Origin of the sequence: Accumulibacter sp., assembly GCF_036625195.1 — a bacterium.
GTDB lineage: Bacteria > Pseudomonadota > Gammaproteobacteria > Burkholderiales > Rhodocyclaceae > Accumulibacter.
This window is the reverse complement of sequence record NZ_JAZKUG010000001.1, coordinates 1,743,789-1,760,928: the sequence shown is the minus strand read 5'-3', so window position 1 is coordinate 1,760,928 and position 17,140 is coordinate 1,743,789. Positions and strand designations below refer to the sequence as shown.

Sequence of the window (17,140 nt, the reverse complement as noted above, 5' to 3'; positions counted from 1 at the left end):
GGCGTCTTCCTGTCGATAGCTCATTGGCGTGACGGGAACCGCCAATGGAAGCCACCGGCCGACTCTTCCTGTGCCATTGCTGCCGCACCCAGGTCGTCGTCTGCAGCCGCTGCGACCGGGGCCAGATCTACTGTGCTGCTGGCTGCGCCGAGGCGGCCCGCCGCGCTTCCCTCCAGGCAGCCGGCCGCCGTTACCAGAAGAGCCGGAATGGCCGCCTCAAGCATGCCGAAAGCAACCGCCGTTACCGGCTGCGTCAGCAGAATGTGACGCATCAGGGTTCTATGCCACCGGCACCAGATGATTTACTGCCGGCGAACTCGGCAGTGGGCCCGGAACCGGCGGCAGTCGGTTCGACCGCCCCTTCCCGGACGGTGCGCTGCCATTTCTGCGGGATGCGCTGTTCGGGCTGGCTCAGGCAGGGCTTCCTGGGCAGCTGCCGGGTTCCATCCGCTATCTCACCTGATCGAAGAGGAACCCGAGTTGAGCATTTCCACTGATACGCAAGCGCAGATTCTGCGCTACTACCATGCCGAGCGCTGGCGCATCGGCACCATCGCCAGCCAGCTGGGCGTCCATCATGGCACCGTCCGGCGTGTCCTGACGCAGGCGGGTCTGCCACGCACCGGCATCGCGCCGCGGCCTTCCCGCATCGACCCCTACCTGCCCTTGATCCACGCGACCCTGGCGCAGTTTCCGACCCTGACGGCCAGGCGGCTGTACGTCATGGTCAAGGAACGCGGCTACTCCGGCGGTCCCGATCACTTTCGTCATCTGGTCGCCTTGCATCGTCCGCGACCGAAGGCGGAAGCCTACCTGCGGCTCTCGACGCTGCCCGGCGAACAGGCACAGGTCGATTGGGGGCACTTCGGCCACCTGGAAATCGGCCGCGCTCGCCGGGCACTGCTGGCTTTCGTGATGGTGCTGGCGTGGTCGCGCATGATCTATCTGCGCTTCTTTCTCGATGCGCGCATGGAGAACTTCCTGCGCGGCCATGTCGGAGCGTTTGACGCCTGGAGGGGTCTGCCGAGAGTGCTGCTGTACGACAACCTCAAGAGCGCCGTCCTCGAGCGACAAGGGCAGGCGATCCGTTTCAATCCCACCCTACTGCAGTTCGCCGGTCATTATCGCTACGAGCCTCGCCCGGTGGCGATCGCGCGGGGCAATGAGAAGGGGCGCGTGGAAAGGGCCATTCGCTATGTTCGCGAAGCCTTCTTCGCCGGTCGCAGCTTCCTGGATCTGGCGGACCTCAATGCACGGGCGGAAGCTTGGTGTTCGGGAGAGGCGGCGGACCGGCGTTGCCCCGAGGACCCTTCGCTGAGCGTGCGCGAAGCCTTCGCGCTGGAAGCCGCCCATCTGCTGGCGCTGCCGGAGCATGCGTATCCGACCGATGAGCAGGTGGCGGTGAAGGTCGGCAAGACGCCCTATGTGCGCTTCGACCTGAATGACTATTCGGTGCCGCCGGAGCAGGTGCAGCAGACGCTGACGGTGGTCGCCGACCCGCTGCGAGTGCGCATCGTCGATGGGCCGACGCTACTGGCGACGCACCGGCGCAGTTATGACCGGGGGCAGTGCATCGAGGATCCCGCCCATATCGCGACGCTGGTCGAACAGAAGCACCAAGCGAGTCTGCACCGGGGGACCGACCGGCTGACGCGGGCGGTACCGGAAAGCCGGGAGTTGCTCGTCCAGGCGGCCGGCCGGGGGGCGAATCTGGGAACGATCACGGCGGCGCTGTTGCGTCTGCTCGATCGCTACGGTGCAAGCGAGTTGCGGGCGGGCATCGAGGAGGCCTTGGCCCGTCAGGTGCCGCACCTGAATGCGGTGCGCCTGGCGCTGGAGCGCCGGCGCGAAGCGACCGACCGGCCGCCACCGGTCGAGATCCCCTTGCCCGAGCACCTGCAGCGCCGCGATACGCCGGTCCGGCCGCATCGGCTGGAACCCTACGACCGGCTGACGGGGGCGACCGATGATCCCGAGTGAGGCCTTGCGCAAACGGGCGGAAGCCTTGCATCTGCACGGCTTGCTGGCGCATTGGTCGGAGCTGGCCGAGTGCGCTTGGGTCGAGCCCTTGCTGACTTGGGAGGAGACCGAACGGGCCCGGCGCAGTCTGGAGCGCCGTCTCGCCGAGGCGCACATCGGTCGCTTCAAGCCGCTCGCGGATTTCGATTGGGACTGGCCGGAGCAGTGCGATCGGACAGCGATCAGCGAGTTGATGAGCCTGGAGTTCCTGAAGAGCGCGAGCAATGCCATTCTGGTCGGGGCGAGTGGGCTGGGCAAGTCGACGATCGCCCGTAACATCGCACACCGGGCCGTCCTGTCCGGGCATACGGTGCTGTTCACCCGAGTTCGACACTTTTCGCGTGCCATACGCATAGACGGGGCTTCGGCCCCAATAAAAACAAGGGGTTGGCGCGCAGCTGGAAATTTCGTGTAGTGACACGTCTGGCGTAAAAGACTATTGCGATCATGTCTGTATGAGGATACAGTAGCGACATGTTCGTGAAGATCACCACGTCCGGCCCGCGCCAGTACGTCAAGCTCCTCGAGGCCTACCGAGACCCCTCCGGGGTACCTCGCCAGCGGGTCATCGCCACCTTGGGGCGCATCGAAGCGGTGCGATCCGGCGAGACCGACTCGTTGCTCAACGGTCTGCTGCGGGCGGCGGGCAAGCCCTCCCTCGAGGAAGGGACCGGCGAGGTCGCCTTTGCACCGGCGCTGTCGGTCGGCGACACCTGGCTGCTGACCGCCCTGTGGAAAGAGTTGGGCTTCGCCGACGCCTTTCGCCGGCTGCTGCGCAATCGCCACCAGTTCGACGCCGAAGGTCTGCTGCGGGTGATGGTGTTCAACCGGCTGTGTGATCCGGAGTCCAAGCTGGGGATCCTGCGCTGGCTGGAGGGCACCCGTGTTCCCGAGGTCAGCGCCGATTCGGTCACCCACCAGCACCTGCTGCGCACGATGGATACTCTGGCGGAGGGTGCCGACCGGGTTGACGACGCTCTGGCAGCTCTCCTGCGGCCGTTGATCGATCAGGAGTTGGCGATCGTCTTCTACGACCTGACGACGATCCGTGCCGAAGGATGCACCGATGAGTCCGAGGACCTGCGGCACTTTGGCCATGCCAAGGAGGGTGGGACGGTACGCCAGGTGATGCTCGGGGTGGTGCAGACGGCGGACGGCTTGCCGATCCATCATGAGGTCTTTGCCGGCAATACCGGCGAGACGACGACGCTGGTGCCGACGATCGAGAAAGTGTTGGCACGCTATCCGATCAAACGCGTGGTACTGGTCGCCGATCGGGGTCTGCTGAGTCTCGACAATCTCGAAGCCATCCGGGCGCTGCGCGTCGGCGATCAGCCGTTGGAGTTCATTCTGGCCGTCCCGGCGCGGCGCTACGGGGATTTTGACCGCCTGCTCACCCCGTTCCACGAGAAGAGTTGCCGGCCGGCGACGGCAGAGGTCTTTGGTGAGCTGAAGTGGGAGGGGTTTCGTCTGATCGTTGCCCATCGCCCCGATAGGGCCAGCGAGCAGGGTCGCGTACGCGATGAGCGCATTGCGGCGCTGGAGAGGGATGCCGCGCAGTGGGCGGAGAAACTCGATGGCCAGGAGGCCGGCCAGAAACACCCGGGCAAGAAGCTGTCAGACGCCGGCACGATCGCCCGTTTCTACAAGGCGGTCGCTGACGCGCATCTGGCGCACATCATCAAGGTCAATCTCGCCTCCGAGGTGTTCACCTACGAGATCGACGAACGGGCGCTGAGGCGCGCGCGGCTCATGGATGGCAAGCTGATCCTCGTTTCCAACGTTCCGGATTCTCCCCCGGCCGAGATCGTGGCGCGCTACAAGGCGCTGGCGGACATCGAACGAGGATTCCGTGTTCTGAAGTCCGAGATCGAAATCGCGCCGGTCTTCCACCGCCTGCCGGATCGCATCCGGGCGCACGCCTTGATCTGCTTCCTGGCATTGCTGCTCTATCGGGTGCTGCGCCTGCGCCTCAAGGCGAAGGCCAGCCCCCTCTCCCCGGAGCGCGCTCTGGAGATCGCCCGCCACATCCAGTACCACCAGGTCACGCTGCATCAACGCCAGTCAGCCTCCGGCCTGTCCGCCATCACCCCCCAACAGAAGGAGCTGTTCGACACCGTCGCCCTGCCCGAGCCCTCCGCTAGACGTCTGTAGTGCCAATTCCGAACCGGTGAATTGCGCACAAACAATCACTTAGCCGTATTTTTGTCGAACTCGGGTGTTCACCACCGCCGGTCAGCTCCTCGGCGACCTGGCAGCGATCGACAGCGATTCGGCTCTGCGCCGGCGACTGCGTCATTATGCGGCGCCGGCGCTGCTGGTGATCGACGAGGTCGGCTATCTGTCGTATTCGAACCGCCACGCCGATCTGCTCTTCGAGCTGGTCAACCGGCGCCACGAGTGCCGCAGCACGCTGATCACGACCAACCGTTCGTTCTCCGAGTGGTCGGAGGTCTTCCCCAATGCGGCCTGTACCGTCGCCCTGATCGATCGTCTCGTTCATCACGCCGAGATCGTCGCCATCAAGGGGGAATCCTATCGGCGCAAGGAGGCGCAGGAACGGACGGAGCAGCGCACCCAGAAACGTCGATCCACCGTCGGGGCTGCCGCATGAAGCCTTATCACCTGCCTTCCGGACTGGGCGCTGGGCTCGATTTCCTGATCTGTGCCGACTGGACCCCGGAGCAGGCGCTGGCCGTCGTCGAACTGCTCGAAGATCTGCGTGACCGCATCTGGGCCCACTACGACCTCGCGCTCCTCGATCTGCTGCGAGATGAACGCACCGGTCCGGGCGAAACACTTCCCGGTAACCACAGCACAGCCGACGACTGGCCTGACGAACCCCCATTCTGAACATCGCCGGTCGCTCAGACTTCAAGGGGCCTCAGCGGCCCCTTTTTATGTCGACCTCAACAGTCAACCATTCTTCGCCATCTTTGCGCGCCAGATATCCGCGGTTCTTCGCAGCCACTAACACAGGATCGAAGGGCTTGGCCAGGAAGTCGCTCATTCCCGCCCTGAAGCAGCTTTCCTTGTCTTCGGCGAAGGCGTTCGCGGTCATGGCGATAATGGGAGTATCCCGATGGCCGGAAAGCCGGCGTATCTCCCGGGTCGCTTCAAGTCCGTTGACCTCGGGCATCTGCATGTCCATGAAAATCGCCGCATAGTCCTTGCGCCGGGCCATCGCGATCGCCTTGGCGCCGTCTTCAGCAACCTCGACTTCCAGTCCGACCGCTTCAAACTGTAATTGGGCGACTTCCCGATTGACCGGCTCGTCATCGACTACCAGAATGCGCTGACCGGAGCAGTGATGCTTGAGCAGGCTTTCGGCATCTGCATTGTTTTCGAGGTGCTTTGCTTGCCGTTGCTCCGTTCCCTTTTTCAGCTTCGCGGTAAACCAGAAGGTGCTGCCCACTCCCGGCGTGCTTTCGGCCCCAGCTTCACCGCCCATGAGTGCGGCGAGGCGCCGGTTGATGGCCAGCCCAAGACCGGTCCCGCCGTACTTGCGGTTCATCGAGTTGTCGGCCTGCTCGAAGGCGCTGAACAGCCGAGGAATGGCTTCGGGTGCAATGCCGATACCCGTATCCCGAACTTCGAAACGCAGCACCACTGCTTCGTCCGTCTGCTCCTTTAGGACGACGCGCAGGGTTACGCTGCCGGCTTCGGTGAACTTGATGGCGTTGCCGGCGTAGTTGAGCAGCGCTTGCTGTAGACGGGTTGGATCGCCCACCAAGACCAGATCCGGCGGCACCGATTCGGTCTGGGCCACTAGGCGGATGTTCTTGGTCAGGGCACGTTCGGACAGGATGGAGCTAACCCGGCCCAACAGGCTGTCGATGACTATGGGCGCTTCTTCCAGAACGAACTTGCCGGCCTCGATCTTGGAGAGGTCGAGAATGTTGTCGATGACGCTCAGCAGGTGCTGGGCCGCGTTGTCGATCTTGTTGAGGCGATCCGCCTGCTTCGAGGTGACGCCTTCGCGGCGCAGCAGATGCGCCATACCAACAATACCGTTCATCGGCGTGCGGATCTCATGGCTCATGTTGGCAAGGAAAGCACTCTTGGCAATGTTGGCCGCGTCAGCGGCTTCCTTGGCAAGGGCCAAGTCTCTTGTTCTTTCCTCGACAAGTTTCTCCAGATGGCTTCTGTGCTGATTCAACTCCGCTTTTGTCAGTTCTTGCTCGGTAATGTCAGCATTGATGCCAAGCATACGCTCCGCTTTGTCATTGGCGCCATGAATTACAACGGCATTGGCTTTGATGTACTTGACTGTGCCATCCCGGTGTAAAACGCGGAAAATCGTGTCAAACTCCTTTTCGCCATTTAGGGCTGCCTGACAATCCGCAACCGCTTGCTCTTTGTCATCAGGATGCAATCCGTTCAGCCAGGCATCGATAGTGCTGGGGGTTGCCTCCTTGCTTACCCCATATAGCTCATACATCCGTTCATCCCACAGCATCGTATTATTACTAAGCAATAAACGTCTGCTGTTCATATTGTACGAGCGCAATCCGGATGCCGAAAAAACCCTCGCACGATCTCTGGAAGATTTTGAAGGTGCTCCAGCGCCCCCTCAATGAGACGCCGCAGGCTGATTTTGTCGAGCGGCTTCTGTTTCGCCACGCGTTCCTTGACGCTCTTCCACACTTGCTCGTCCGGATTGAGTTGCGGCGAGTAAGGCGGCAGGAAGTGCAGTTCCAGCATGCCGTTGGTGGACGCGACGTATTCGCTCACCAGCTTCGCTTTGTGAATCGAATGACCATCGACAACCAGGAAAATGGGCTGCGTCGCGCCGAGCATGAGTTGTTCGAGGAAGGTACGGAACACCGCGGCGTTGACCAGACCCTCGTGAAGCATGAACTGAAGTTGCCCGCCCGTGCCAACTGCCGACAGCATCTGGACGGAGACGCGCTGGCCTGTGGTGCGTACCACCGGCGTCCGGCCGCGAGGCGCCCAAGTCGTGCCCGCGTGGTAGTCCGAGCGCATCCCAGCCTCGTCAGCGAACATGATCAACGCCCCACGAGCCCTCGCACGTGCCTGGAGAGCGGGGTACTCCTCCGTGTGCCAGCGCTGCACCAGCGCCGCATCCTGCTGATAGGCACGGTACAGCGGGCGCTGGGCAGTGAATCCGAGTTGCCGCATGACCTTGCCCAAGGTCGGCAGGCTCAGCGTCATCTGAAACTGCCGTTCGATCAGGCTGCCGATCAGGCGCAAGGTCCACAACCCGAAGTCAAACTTCAACTGGTCGGGCGTGCGGTCGCGAACCGTATCGGCAATCCAGCGCAACTGATCCGGGCTGACCTTCGGCGGCCGACCCGCGCCTTCTCGGGCAAGCAACGCGTTCTGACCACCGTCGTAAAATGCCGCCACCCATTTGAAAACCGCGCGCACCGAGACATCAAAATGGCGCGCCACGTCACTCGCCGGCATACCAGACCGAACCATTTTGACGCTTTGCATGCGTATCCATTGCTGTTCCATGCGGCGAGAAGTGAAAACCGGCCTTGGGGGAATCGAATGAAAGTTCATGGCGAGCATTATACATGAAACTCGTCCGCGCGCCAGAACTCAATGCACGCAATTTATTTATTGCTTAGTACTGACGTTCCAGTCCCACACGCCAAGCTTGGCGGATGCGGTAGCCAGCAGAAGTCGCTGCGTCAGATTCTTCAGATCTTCTTCTGCCCGGTTCCGCTCGGTGATGTCCAATCCCAGTGCGAGAAGGCCAGTCACGTTTCCGCCGCCATCCTTGAGAACCCTGTCATACCACTCAATCGCGATCTCTCGTCCATCCTTGGTCAGAATAGGCGTTACGTTGCCTTTCGAGGCAACTCCCCCAATTGATTTGCCAAACAGATTTCGGGTTTTCGATATTTCCCTAGTGGGGAGAAAGCTGCTGAACCATTCTTTACCAGCGACTTCATCCTGCGTATATTGCGTCAACTCCTCCATGTACTGGTTAATCCGAAGGATGCGACCTTTGGCATCCAGAACCAGGACGATGGCTTGAGCGGTCTGGATCAACGTCTCGGCAAAATCCCGTTCCTGGCGCAGGCCTGCCGAAGCGGCAACAACGTCCTGACGGGCAAGCTCCAAACGCTGGTGACGCTGCTCGCCTTCAGTGAATAGAATCGCAACCAGGTACCCGTCGGATGCGAGGCTAATCATGTAAAAGTAAAAATTCGACAGTCCCGTCTTGGCAATGTCGTCCGCAAAAAACCCCAAGCCGAGTATTGCGCCTATGAGCGCCTGGATCGCGGTGAGCAGCAGCACGATGGTCGTGCCTGCTGTTCCCAGACGCAACCCGGCAAGCGTGACGAATAAGAACATCCAGTAACCACGGGCGATCTGACCGAGAGAATCGTGGAATCCATTCAAGAACAGTACGTGCCCACAAAGGGCGGCCAGACAAATGATCAGGGTGCCATCCAAGATCCTGTTGGCAAGTTCCTCTTTGCGGTCACGCCAATTCACAGCAACCAGCAAAAGCGTCATGGTTATGACAAAGCCGAACGCAAATCCCGCAATTCGATGCAGAAAAGAATTGACTTCGAGAACAGGCAGATTGGCTTTTGATTGGAGAGTGGCTATGGTCGCGGCCAGGATAGCCATACCCAAAGCGGCGCCGAAGAGCCTGAAAAAGTCTCTGATCTCTACAAACAACAACCGTCGATCGGTGGTGTTCCTGTATATCCAGCCACCGAATCCCAGAACGATTACGCTGCCAAGTGAGTTCCAGACAACGGTTTCAATAAGGGTTCCGAAAATCAGATTGCCGACGATTGTTGCGATAAGTGCGACGCCGAGAATGCGGTAACCATGCACAGCCACAAGGTAGACGGTCGGCCCCGATGCGAGCCATGAAAAACCAAAGACGTCGTTTGTGCCGAATATCTCTTTAACCCCGAGCGCGGATAGGATGTAAAGCGCAAAAAGGGCTAACGCATCTCTCAAGAGTACAAACGAAACAGGACGATTCATTTCGTTGGGCTGTATTCTGTCAGACATGGAAGTGTGCGGTTACTCTCGATCGTGGGTCTCGGTTCTTGTGCAATATTAACCTACGCCATCAAGAATTCTTTGCACGTGCCTGCCTTTGAAGAATACCCAGCGTTTCGTTCCTCATAGCAGAATGCGAAGATATCTGCTATCAGAGGGATTCGGTCGCCCGAATGACTGCTCAAGCGCGGCACCGTACGTCCGGTTGTGGCCGAACCGAGACGGTCGGAGAAGCCCATTCCAATGCTTCGTTGCCACACGGCATAGCGCCAATTTAACCACGAATACCCGAAACCCGCAGCAACATTAGCCATCGCCCCACCGCGCCGCCTCCCGGCGGCGTTCTTGTGCCCATCGAACCTGCCTCGCGTGGGTTCTTGCTTTTGGAGAAACACATGAGCAGGCGACTGCGCGAGCTTCAGGCGCACAAGACCACCCTGGTCAGGGAAGCCCGCGCGCTGACCGACCGCGCCGTTTCCGCGAACCGCGACCTCTCCGACGAGGAAGTCGCTACGTTCGACGCCCTGCGCGCGCGGATTGAGGTTCCCGCGGAATTTCGTCCTCCAAGGGTGACATAAGATGACGTTACTTTGGAAGGCGGAAGAATGGAGATACCGAAGCAGGGATATACACTGGAATTCAAGGAACTGGCGATCAAGCGGGTGAAGAACGGGCAGGCGCTGGCGGGAGTGGCGAAGGAACTGGGGTTGGTTGAGCAGACCTTGCGCAACTGGGTCAAGGCGGCGGCAACGGGCAAGCTCAGTGGCGCCGGCGGCAAAGCGGTGACGCCGGAAGAGATGGAACTCTCGCGGCTACGGGCCGACAACATCGCGGCCCAAGCGCGAGCTGGAAATCATAAAAAAGGCGGCGGCGTACCTCGCGAAGAATGCGCTGTGAAGTACGCCGGGATCGATGCGCAAGGCAAGGCATTCGCGCTGTCCGGTATGTGCGAGGCCCTGGAGGTCAGGCTGAGCGGCTATCGGGCCTGGAAATGCGGCGGCACCGAGGACCGTCGGCGGCTGAGCGACAGCCAGATGCTGGCGCTGATCGGTGCCATCCATGCGGAACTCAAAGGCGCCCACGGCAGTCCGCGGATGGTGCGGCAATGGCGGGCTCGCGGCTTCCCGGCCAACAAGAAACGGGTGGAGCGCCTGATGCGAGACCATGGCATTCGTGCCCGCCAAAAGTGGCCCTACAAGGTGACAACGGACTCGAAACACGGCCTGCCAGTGGCGGAAATCCTGCTGGATCGCAACTTCACGCCGAGTGCGCCGAATCAAGCGTGGGCGTCGGACATCACGCATTTGTGGACGAACGAAGGCTGGCTCTACCTGGCCATCGTTCTCGACTTGTTCAACCGCGAGGTCGTAGGCTGGTCCTTGAAGCCGCGCATGACGGCGGACATCGCCCCGGATGCGCTGACCATGGCCTGGTTCAGGAAGCGGCCGGCACCGGGGCTGCTGCATCATTCCGACCGGGGCAGCCAAGTATGCCAGCCACGCCTTCCAGGACAAGCTCCAGGAATACGGCATGACCTGCCCGATGGGCCGGAAGGGCAACTGCTGGGACAACGGCCCGATGGAAAACTGGTTCAACAGCTTCAAGAACGAGCGGGTGCATGGCGCCCAGTACGCCACCCATGCCGACATCAAGGCCGCCCGTTTCGAGTACATCGAGGTGTTCTACAACCGGAAGCGGCAGCCTTCGACCCTCGTTTACCTGTCGGCGATCCAGTTCCTGGAACACTGGGTCAGCCAGCAGCATCAGGAAGAACTGATAGCATGAAACCCACTCTTGGGAAGACGAAAAACAGAGGGAAGCTCAAAATCAAGAAGTGCTGGGTCGCGGATGACGCCCCGGGTGGCCAGCGCTGATCTGCGTTAAGATCCGGGCGTCATCAGCAACCCAACCCGAGGGGCCCTTTTCATGAGCTATTTCCGGCATCATGTATTTTTCTGCTGCAATCAGCGCGGCGAGGGAGAAACCTGCTGCAACGACTCCGGCGCGACAGCGGCGCAGACCTACGCCAAGGACCGAATCGGCGAACTGCACCTCAAGGGCGCAGGCAAGGTGCGCATCAACAAGGCGGGCTGCCTCGATCGCTGCGACAACGGCCCGGTCCTGGTCGTCTACCCGGAAGGCGTCTGGTACAGCTACGTCGACACGGAGGATATCGAGGAGATCATCCAGGAGCACTTGGTACACGGACGGGTGGTCGAGCGCCTGCGCATCTGAATGCCCAAGCCAGTCCGCTCAACCCGCAGTGGCACCGGCTGCGACACCCGCCAGCGTGGCCGGCGAGCCTGCCCATGACCCGGACCACCGCCCGTGCGGGCCATTCGGGTCGCCACGGTGAGCAACTCGGCCCTCTTCCGGGAGAAATGATGCGACGTTGGCTGGTTCACCTGTTCCTGGCAGCGCTGACGTATCTGTTGGGCATTGCCATGGCGACGGCCGCGGACGGGATGCCGCGGTTGCCTGCAACGCTGAACGAAGAGGTGCGAATGCTGCCTGTGGCCGTGGGCTCGTCGAGCGTCGAACTCGAGACGACCTTCTTCGTACCGCCGGGTACCGGTCCTTTCCCGCTGGTCGTCATCAACCACGGCAGAACGGCCGGTGAACCTCGCTTCGACCCGCGTGCCCGCCATCTCGTCGCCAGTCGCGAATTCCTGCAGCGCGGCTATCTGGTGGCGATCCCGATGCGCCCGGGTTTTTCCAAGTCCGGCGGCAGCCATGCTGCTCCCCACTGCAAAATCGAAGAGCACGCACGGCTGGAGGCCGAAACGATCGTCGCCTTCCTGCGCGAGGTGCGCCTGCGACCGGACGTCGATCCCGACCGGATACTGCTCGTTGGCGAGGCGGAAGGCGGCATCGCGGCGATGGCCGTGGCTGCGACGGGCTTCCCCGGCCTGCGTGGGATCCTGAATCTTGCCGGTGGCCTGCGCTCGAGCGCAGCCGGATGCCTCTGGCAAGAGGCTCTGGTCGCGGCTTTTGCTGCCTTCGGCCGCAGCAGTACGGTGCCATCGCTCTGGTTCTACGGGAACGACGACACTTCCTCGGACAGTCAGCTGCCCGGCGACATGTGGCGCGCCTATCGTGATGCCGGTGGGCGCGCCGAACTGATCCGCCATGCGACCTCCGCTGCTGGCGATACGCGAACGATGTTTGGCAGCCCACAAGGGGTAGCGGTCTGGTGGCCGGATAGCGAACGCTTTCTGCGCGAGATCGGACTGCCGACCGAACATCGCTTCAGCCCCGGATCGACGCCGAAGCCGAAGCGAACGGGCTACGCCGACCTGAGCGACAGTGACGCATTGCCTTATCTCGACGACCGTCGGCGTGAGCTTTACCGAAGATTCCTCACCCTGCCGTTGCCACGCGCCTTCGCCATCGCAACCACCGGCAATGTCGGCTGGGCGCAGGGCGGTACCGACCCGCTGGCAGCAGCGCTCGACAACTGCGAGCGCGCAGCTCGCCACTCTTGCGCCCTGTACGCGGTCGATGAAGAGGTGGTCTGGCAGCTGGCAGACACCTCGCGACCAGTAGCAGCCGATCCATTGCGCGAGCCATGAACCCGGTCCGGATGCGACCCGATGCAGGAGGCGAGAAGGCACACCGGAGGCACCAGCGATACAGCGAGCCGAACGCGACGCGGACAGAGAAAGGACGTTGAGAAATGAAGGTCCCTACCGAACACCTGCTCGTCGACGGACCCGTCGGCAAGATCGAGATCACGGTCGAAAACCCTGGGGCACCACGCGGCATTGCGCTCGTTGCCCACCCGCACCCGTTGTTCGGAGGCGGCAACACGAACAAGGTGGTGCAGACACTGGCGCGCACCTTCAACCATCTCGACTACGTCGCTTTGCGGCCGAACTTCCGCGGCGTCGGCCTCAGTGAGGGCCAGCATGACGATGGTCGCGGCGAGACGGAAGATCTGCTCGCCGTCCTGGCGGAAGCCAAGGTCCGCTACGGCAACCTGCCGGTGGCGCTGGCAGGATTCTCCTTCGGTGCCTACGTCCAGACACGGGTTGCCGAGGTCTTGCTCGAGTTGGGGCGTCCGGCGCAACGACTGGTGCTGGTGGGTACCGCCTCCGGTTTCGTCGAAGGGGCCCGTCGCTACCAAACCAAGGCCGTGCCGGCAGACACCATCGTCATCCACGGCTCCGAGGACGCCACCGTCCCCCTGAGCAACGTCATCGAATGGGCAAAACCCCTTGAGCTGCCGGTGGTCGTCATTCCTGGCGCAGACCACTTCTTCCACCGCCGCCTGCACGTCATCCGTGAGATAGTCAGTCGCGCCTGGCGCCACTGAGGGCGCGGGCGTGCCGCGGTTTCGTGACAGCGAACTCCCCGGCATCGTCGGTATCGCCAAACGCGAGGGGAGTTACGACGAGGAGATGGTGGCACGCCTGCAGATCATTCTGCACACCTGTGACCGTGTCACGCAGGTGATTCGGGAGGCCCAGCAGCGCCGCCTTGTCGCCGAGGCGCTGCGTGAGAGCGAGCCACTACTGGGGACCGCCAGCGAAAGCATCCCCTTCGATCTCTCCCCCCACCAACGCCACTCGCCGCGACCTGCTGCAGAACTCCGCCTCGAGCCGGCTCTCGGGAAAAGTGGTTGGCGAGCGCCCGGAGGACATGGCCACCAAGGCATCGCACCTGGCCGGGAGTGCCGGACCGTGAAGAGCGCTGAAGACTCTGCATGATGCATCACTTTCCTGGCCTCGCCTACACCAAGGAAGCGGACGGCCGCACGCTGTTCGCCAATCAGGGATGGCGGAGCCACCTCCGGTCTGTCGCCGGATGCCCTGATCAGCAAGACCGACGATGAGTTGTTTCCGGCCCAGCTGGCACAGCGGATCAGTGTCGACGACCAGCGAATACCGGCCTCCGAAGAGTACAAAGAACGCCAGGATGCCTACGCTGGTTGTCGCTGGGCCACCCTCAGGTTTCGCTTGAAACGGGCTCGGCCTGGCCCCGATCCGTAGAAGTGCGGATAGCTGAAGCCGGGACGTGCACGATCGGCGGCCAGGAAACCCTGTCGACGCCAGCATGCCACGCGCCGGCAGGTTGCCACCGCAGGGGGCGAAGTGCCGACGAACAGCCCGTTCGAGGGGCAGAATCGGGTTAGAATCCTGCTCTCCCGACGCACGCCCCCGACCCGCTCACCATGCAGTTCCTCGGCTTTTCGCTACGCAACCAGCTCTTCGTCGCGCCAATGGCTGGGGTGACGGACCGCCCTTTCCGCCAACTGTGCAAGCGCATGGGTGCCGGTCTGGCGGTGTCCGAGATGGTGACGTCGAATTCGCTGCTCTACGGTAGTGCGAAGACCCGCCGCCGCGCCGACCACGACGGCGAAGTGGCACCGGTCTCGGTCCAGATCGCCGGCGCCAATCCGCTGATGATGGCCGATGCGGCGCGCTACAACGTCGACCGCGGGGCGCAGATCATCGACATCAACATGGGCTGCCCGGCGAAGAAGATCTGCAACGTGATGGCGGGTTCAGCGCTGCTGCGGGACGAACCGCTGGTAGCGCGGATTCTCGAGGCAGTGGTGAGAGCAGTCTCGGGGACACCGGTGACGCTGAAGATCCGTACCGGCTGGGACCGCGAGAACCGCAACGCGCTGCGCATCCTGAAGATCGCCGAGGAGTCGGGTGTGCGGGCGCTGGCCATGCACGGCCGGACGCGCGCCTGCGGCTACAGTGGTGAGGCGGAGTACGAAACGATCAGGCAGGTCAAGGCGGCGGCGCGCATCCCGGTGATCGCCAACGGAGACGTCGACTCGCCGGAAAAGGCTCGCGCTGTGCTCGCCAGCACCGGCGCCGACGCGGTGATGATCGGTCGTGCAGCGCAAGGACGGCCCTGGCTGTTTCGTGAGATCGAGCACTTCCTGCATACGGGCAGCCACATGTTGCCCCCGCGGGTCAGCGAGATTCGCGAGGTCCTGCTCGGACACCTGGACGATGTCTACGTCTTCTATGGCCACCACGCCGGCGTCGGTATCGCCCGCAAGCATATTTCCTGGTACACCCGCGGGCTGCCCGGCTCCGCCTTCTTTCGTCACCACATGAACCAGTTGCCGAGCATCGAGCAGCAGCGACAGGCGGTGAACGAATTCTTCCTGGCGCTCGCCGACACCAACGAACGCCTGCCTGCCACTCCGCCGGCGGTGGCAACCGGCGACATCCCTTGCGAGGAACTTGCCGCATGAAGCATGTACATCATGACGACGACGCCATCGCGACCTGCGTCCGCAAGGCGCTGGAAAACTACTTTCATACGCTCGGCGGCGAGCAACCGGCGCCGGTTTACGACATGGTAATCCGCAGCGTCGAGCGCCCGATGCTCGAGGTCGTTCTGCTGCAAGCCGGAGGCAACCAGACGCTGGCGGCCGAGATCCTCGGCATCAATCGCAACACCTTGCGCAAAAAGCTGCTCCACCACCGACTGATCACCTGAGTCGCTGCGCGACGCCAGGCGTCCTCAAGAATTCCTTTCACCCTGTTGACCCTACTGCCATGAAGATCCGTCAAGCCCTCCTCAGTCTTTCGAACAAGAACGGCGCCCTTGAGTTCGCCCGAGGACTCGTCGCCCAGGGCGTCAGGCTGCTGTCGACGGGTGGCACCGCCAGCATGCTGCGCGACGCTGGCCTGCCGGTCAGCGAAGTGGGTGACTACACCGGTTTCCCGGAAATGCTGGACGGCCGGGTCAAGACGCTGCACCCGAAGGTACACGCCGGCATCCTCGCTCGCCGCGACCTTCCCGAGCACATGGCGACACTCGAACGGTACGGCATGCCGACGATCGACCTGGTCTGTGTCAATCTCTACCCGTTCCGCGAAACCATCGCCAAGGCCGGGGTGACCCTTGACGAGGCCATCGAGAACATCGATATCGGCGGCCCGGCGATGCTCCGCTCCGCGGCCAAGAACTATGGTGGCGTGGCGGTGGTCACCGACCCCGAAGACTATCCGAAACTGCTCGGCGAGATGGCGGCCAACGACGGTGCACTCAGCCTCGAAACCCGCTTCGCTCTCGCCAGCAAGGCTTTCGTACACACGGCACGCTACGATTCGGCGATCGCCAACTGGCTGACTTCGCTCGACACAGCCGGGCAGCCGCAGGCTTTCCCGAGCCACCTGCAAGTCGCCTTCGACCGGGTCGAGGCGCTTCGCTACGGCGAGAACCCGCATCAACAGGCAGCGTTCTACCGCGACCCCGCCCCCGTCGCCGGGGCGATCGCCGGCTATCGCCAGTTGCAGGGCAAGGAACTGTCCTACAACAACATTGCCGACGCCGACGCCGCATGGGAGTGTGTCAAGACATTCGATACGCCGGCGTGCGTCATCATCAAGCACGCCAATCCATGCGGCGTTGCCATTGATGCATCGCTCGTCACGGCATACGAAAAGGCTTTCCAGACGGATTCGACGTCCGCTTTCGGTGGCATCATCGCCTTCAACGGCCCAGTGGACGCCAACGTGGTGGAAGCGATGAACGCCCGCAAGCATTTCGTCGAGGTCCTCCTCGCGCCGGCATTCACCGCCGCCGCACGGGCCCTGCTGGCGAGCAAGCAGAACCTGCGCGTGCTTGAACTGCCCCTGGCACGTGTCCATCATACTTGGGAGATGAAGCGTGTCGGCGGCGGGCTGTTGCTGCAGACACCCGACCGCTTCAACGTTCAGGAAGCGGACCTCAAGGTGGTCAGCAGGGTGGCCCCAACTGCGGCGCAGGTCGATGATCTCCTCTTCGCCTATCGTGTCGCCAAGTTCGTCAAGTCCAATGCGATCGTCTTCTGCGGCCACGGCATGACCCTCGGCGTCGGTGCCGGCCAGATGAGCCGCGTCGACTCGACGCGCATCGCGGCCAGCAAGGCGCAGAATGCCGGCCTCGACCTGGCCGGCTCATGCGTCGCTTCCGACGCCTTCTTCCCCTTCCGCGACGGGGTCGACGTGCTCGCTGCCGCCGGCGCCAAAGCGGTCATCCAGCCCGGCGGCTCGCTGCGCGACGAGGAGGTGATTGCGGCGGCCGACGAACATGGTCTGGCAATGGTCTTCACCGGCGCACGGCATTTCCGGCACTAGGAGGCCCGCTGACAAGCAGGAGGCAAGGTGCG

17 protein-coding genes and 1 pseudogene are annotated in these 17,140 nt (G+C 62.5%); 14 read left to right on the top strand and 4 right to left on the bottom strand.

Going from position 1 to position 17,140, the window contains the following annotated elements:
* Positions 1-20: 20 nt before the first annotated feature.
* Positions 21-272, bottom strand: a complete 252-nt coding sequence (locus V5B60_RS07590) for a hypothetical protein (protein WP_332346456.1) — start codon at positions 270-272, stop codon at positions 21-23.
* Positions 273-480: 208 nt separating this feature from the next.
* Between V5B60_RS07590 and istA the strand changes: the two genes are divergently transcribed.
* The 5 genes and pseudogenes from istA to V5B60_RS07565 all read left to right on the top strand — a co-directional run bounded on the left by istA (position 481) and on the right by V5B60_RS07565 (position 4,872).
* Positions 481-1,980, top strand: a complete 1,500-nt coding sequence (gene istA / locus V5B60_RS07585; protein WP_332346455.1) for an IS21 family transposase — start codon at positions 481-483, stop codon at positions 1,978-1,980.
* A complete protein-coding gene (locus tag V5B60_RS07580; protein WP_332346454.1) occupies positions 1,967-2,434 on the top strand; it encodes an ATP-binding protein in 468 nt (155 codons plus the stop codon). The genes istA and V5B60_RS07580 overlap by 14 nt, the downstream gene beginning before the upstream one ends.
* Before the next feature lie 59 nt (positions 2,435-2,493).
* The gene (locus tag V5B60_RS07575; protein ID WP_332346453.1) at positions 2,494-4,173 is read left to right on the top strand and encodes an IS1634 family transposase; all 1,680 of its coding nucleotides are present in this window, start codon (positions 2,494-2,496) and stop codon (positions 4,171-4,173) included.
* A gap of 58 nt (positions 4,174-4,231) precedes the next feature.
* Positions 4,232-4,633 (top strand): annotated as a pseudogene (locus V5B60_RS07570) (ATP-binding protein); the annotation flags it as partial.
* Complete coding sequence (locus V5B60_RS07565) at positions 4,630-4,872, top strand: hypothetical protein (RefSeq protein ID WP_332346452.1); 243 nt, start codon at positions 4,630-4,632, stop codon at positions 4,870-4,872. The pseudogene V5B60_RS07570 and the gene V5B60_RS07565, both read left to right, overlap by 4 nt.
* A gap of 31 nt (positions 4,873-4,903) precedes the next feature.
* On the opposite strand, the gene V5B60_RS07560 is transcribed toward V5B60_RS07565, so the two are convergent.
* The 3 genes from V5B60_RS07560 to V5B60_RS07550 all read right to left on the bottom strand — a co-directional run bounded on the left by V5B60_RS07560 (position 4,904) and on the right by V5B60_RS07550 (position 9,027).
* The gene (locus tag V5B60_RS07560; protein ID WP_332346451.1) at positions 4,904-6,514 is read right to left on the bottom strand and encodes a response regulator; all 1,611 of its coding nucleotides are present in this window, start codon (positions 6,512-6,514) and stop codon (positions 4,904-4,906) included.
* On the bottom strand, positions 6,511-7,500 hold the full coding sequence (locus tag V5B60_RS07555; RefSeq protein ID WP_332350382.1) for an IS630 family transposase: 990 nt from the start codon (positions 7,498-7,500) through the stop codon (positions 6,511-6,513). The genes V5B60_RS07560 and V5B60_RS07555 overlap by 4 nt, the downstream gene beginning before the upstream one ends.
* Positions 7,501-7,605: 105 nt before the next feature.
* The gene (locus V5B60_RS07550) at positions 7,606-9,027 is read right to left on the bottom strand and encodes a PAS domain S-box protein (protein WP_332346450.1); all 1,422 of its coding nucleotides are present in this window, start codon (positions 9,025-9,027) and stop codon (positions 7,606-7,608) included.
* A 386-nt stretch (positions 9,028-9,413) separates the two neighbouring features.
* On the opposite strand from V5B60_RS07550, the gene V5B60_RS07545 reads away from it, so the two are divergent.
* From V5B60_RS07545 to purH, 9 genes are all read left to right on the top strand, one after another.
* The gene (locus tag V5B60_RS07545) at positions 9,414-9,596 is read left to right on the top strand and encodes a hypothetical protein (protein WP_332346449.1); all 183 of its coding nucleotides are present in this window, start codon (positions 9,414-9,416) and stop codon (positions 9,594-9,596) included.
* A 27-nt stretch (positions 9,597-9,623) separates the two neighbouring features.
* Positions 9,624-10,803 (top strand): IS3 family transposase gene (locus V5B60_RS07540; RefSeq protein ID WP_332346448.1). Its coding sequence is split into 2 segments (ribosomal slippage): positions 9,624-10,505 and positions 10,507-10,803, totalling 1,179 coding nucleotides; the frame shifts between segments, so codons are not numbered across the junction.
* A 141-nt stretch (positions 10,804-10,944) separates the two neighbouring features.
* Entirely contained in the window at positions 10,945-11,253 is a 309-nt protein-coding gene (locus tag V5B60_RS07535; protein WP_332346447.1) for a (2Fe-2S) ferredoxin domain-containing protein, read from the top strand.
* Between the two features lie 269 nt (positions 11,254-11,522).
* Positions 11,523-12,590 (top strand): alpha/beta hydrolase family protein, encoded by a 1,068-nt coding sequence (locus tag V5B60_RS07530; RefSeq protein ID WP_332346446.1) that lies wholly within the window; start codon positions 11,523-11,525, stop codon positions 12,588-12,590.
* A 104-nt stretch (positions 12,591-12,694) separates the two neighbouring features.
* Positions 12,695-13,333 (top strand): alpha/beta hydrolase, encoded by a 639-nt coding sequence (locus V5B60_RS07525; RefSeq protein ID WP_332346445.1) that lies wholly within the window; start codon positions 12,695-12,697, stop codon positions 13,331-13,333.
* Positions 13,334-13,343: 10 nt separating this feature from the next.
* Positions 13,344-13,727, top strand: coding sequence for a hypothetical protein (locus V5B60_RS07520; RefSeq protein ID WP_332346444.1), 384 nt, complete (start codon positions 13,344-13,346; stop codon positions 13,725-13,727).
* A gap of 464 nt (positions 13,728-14,191) precedes the next feature.
* A complete protein-coding gene (gene dusB / locus V5B60_RS07515) occupies positions 14,192-15,235 on the top strand; it encodes a tRNA dihydrouridine synthase DusB (RefSeq protein WP_332346443.1) in 1,044 nt (347 codons plus the stop codon).
* Positions 15,232-15,483, top strand: a complete 252-nt coding sequence (locus V5B60_RS07510; RefSeq protein WP_332346442.1) for a helix-turn-helix domain-containing protein — start codon at positions 15,232-15,234, stop codon at positions 15,481-15,483. Before dusB ends, V5B60_RS07510 begins: the two co-directional genes overlap by 4 nt.
* A 59-nt stretch (positions 15,484-15,542) precedes the next feature.
* Positions 15,543-17,108, top strand: a complete 1,566-nt coding sequence (gene purH, locus V5B60_RS07505) for a bifunctional phosphoribosylaminoimidazolecarboxamide formyltransferase/IMP cyclohydrolase (RefSeq protein WP_332346441.1) — start codon at positions 15,543-15,545, stop codon at positions 17,106-17,108.
* Positions 17,109-17,140: the final 32 nt, after the last annotated feature.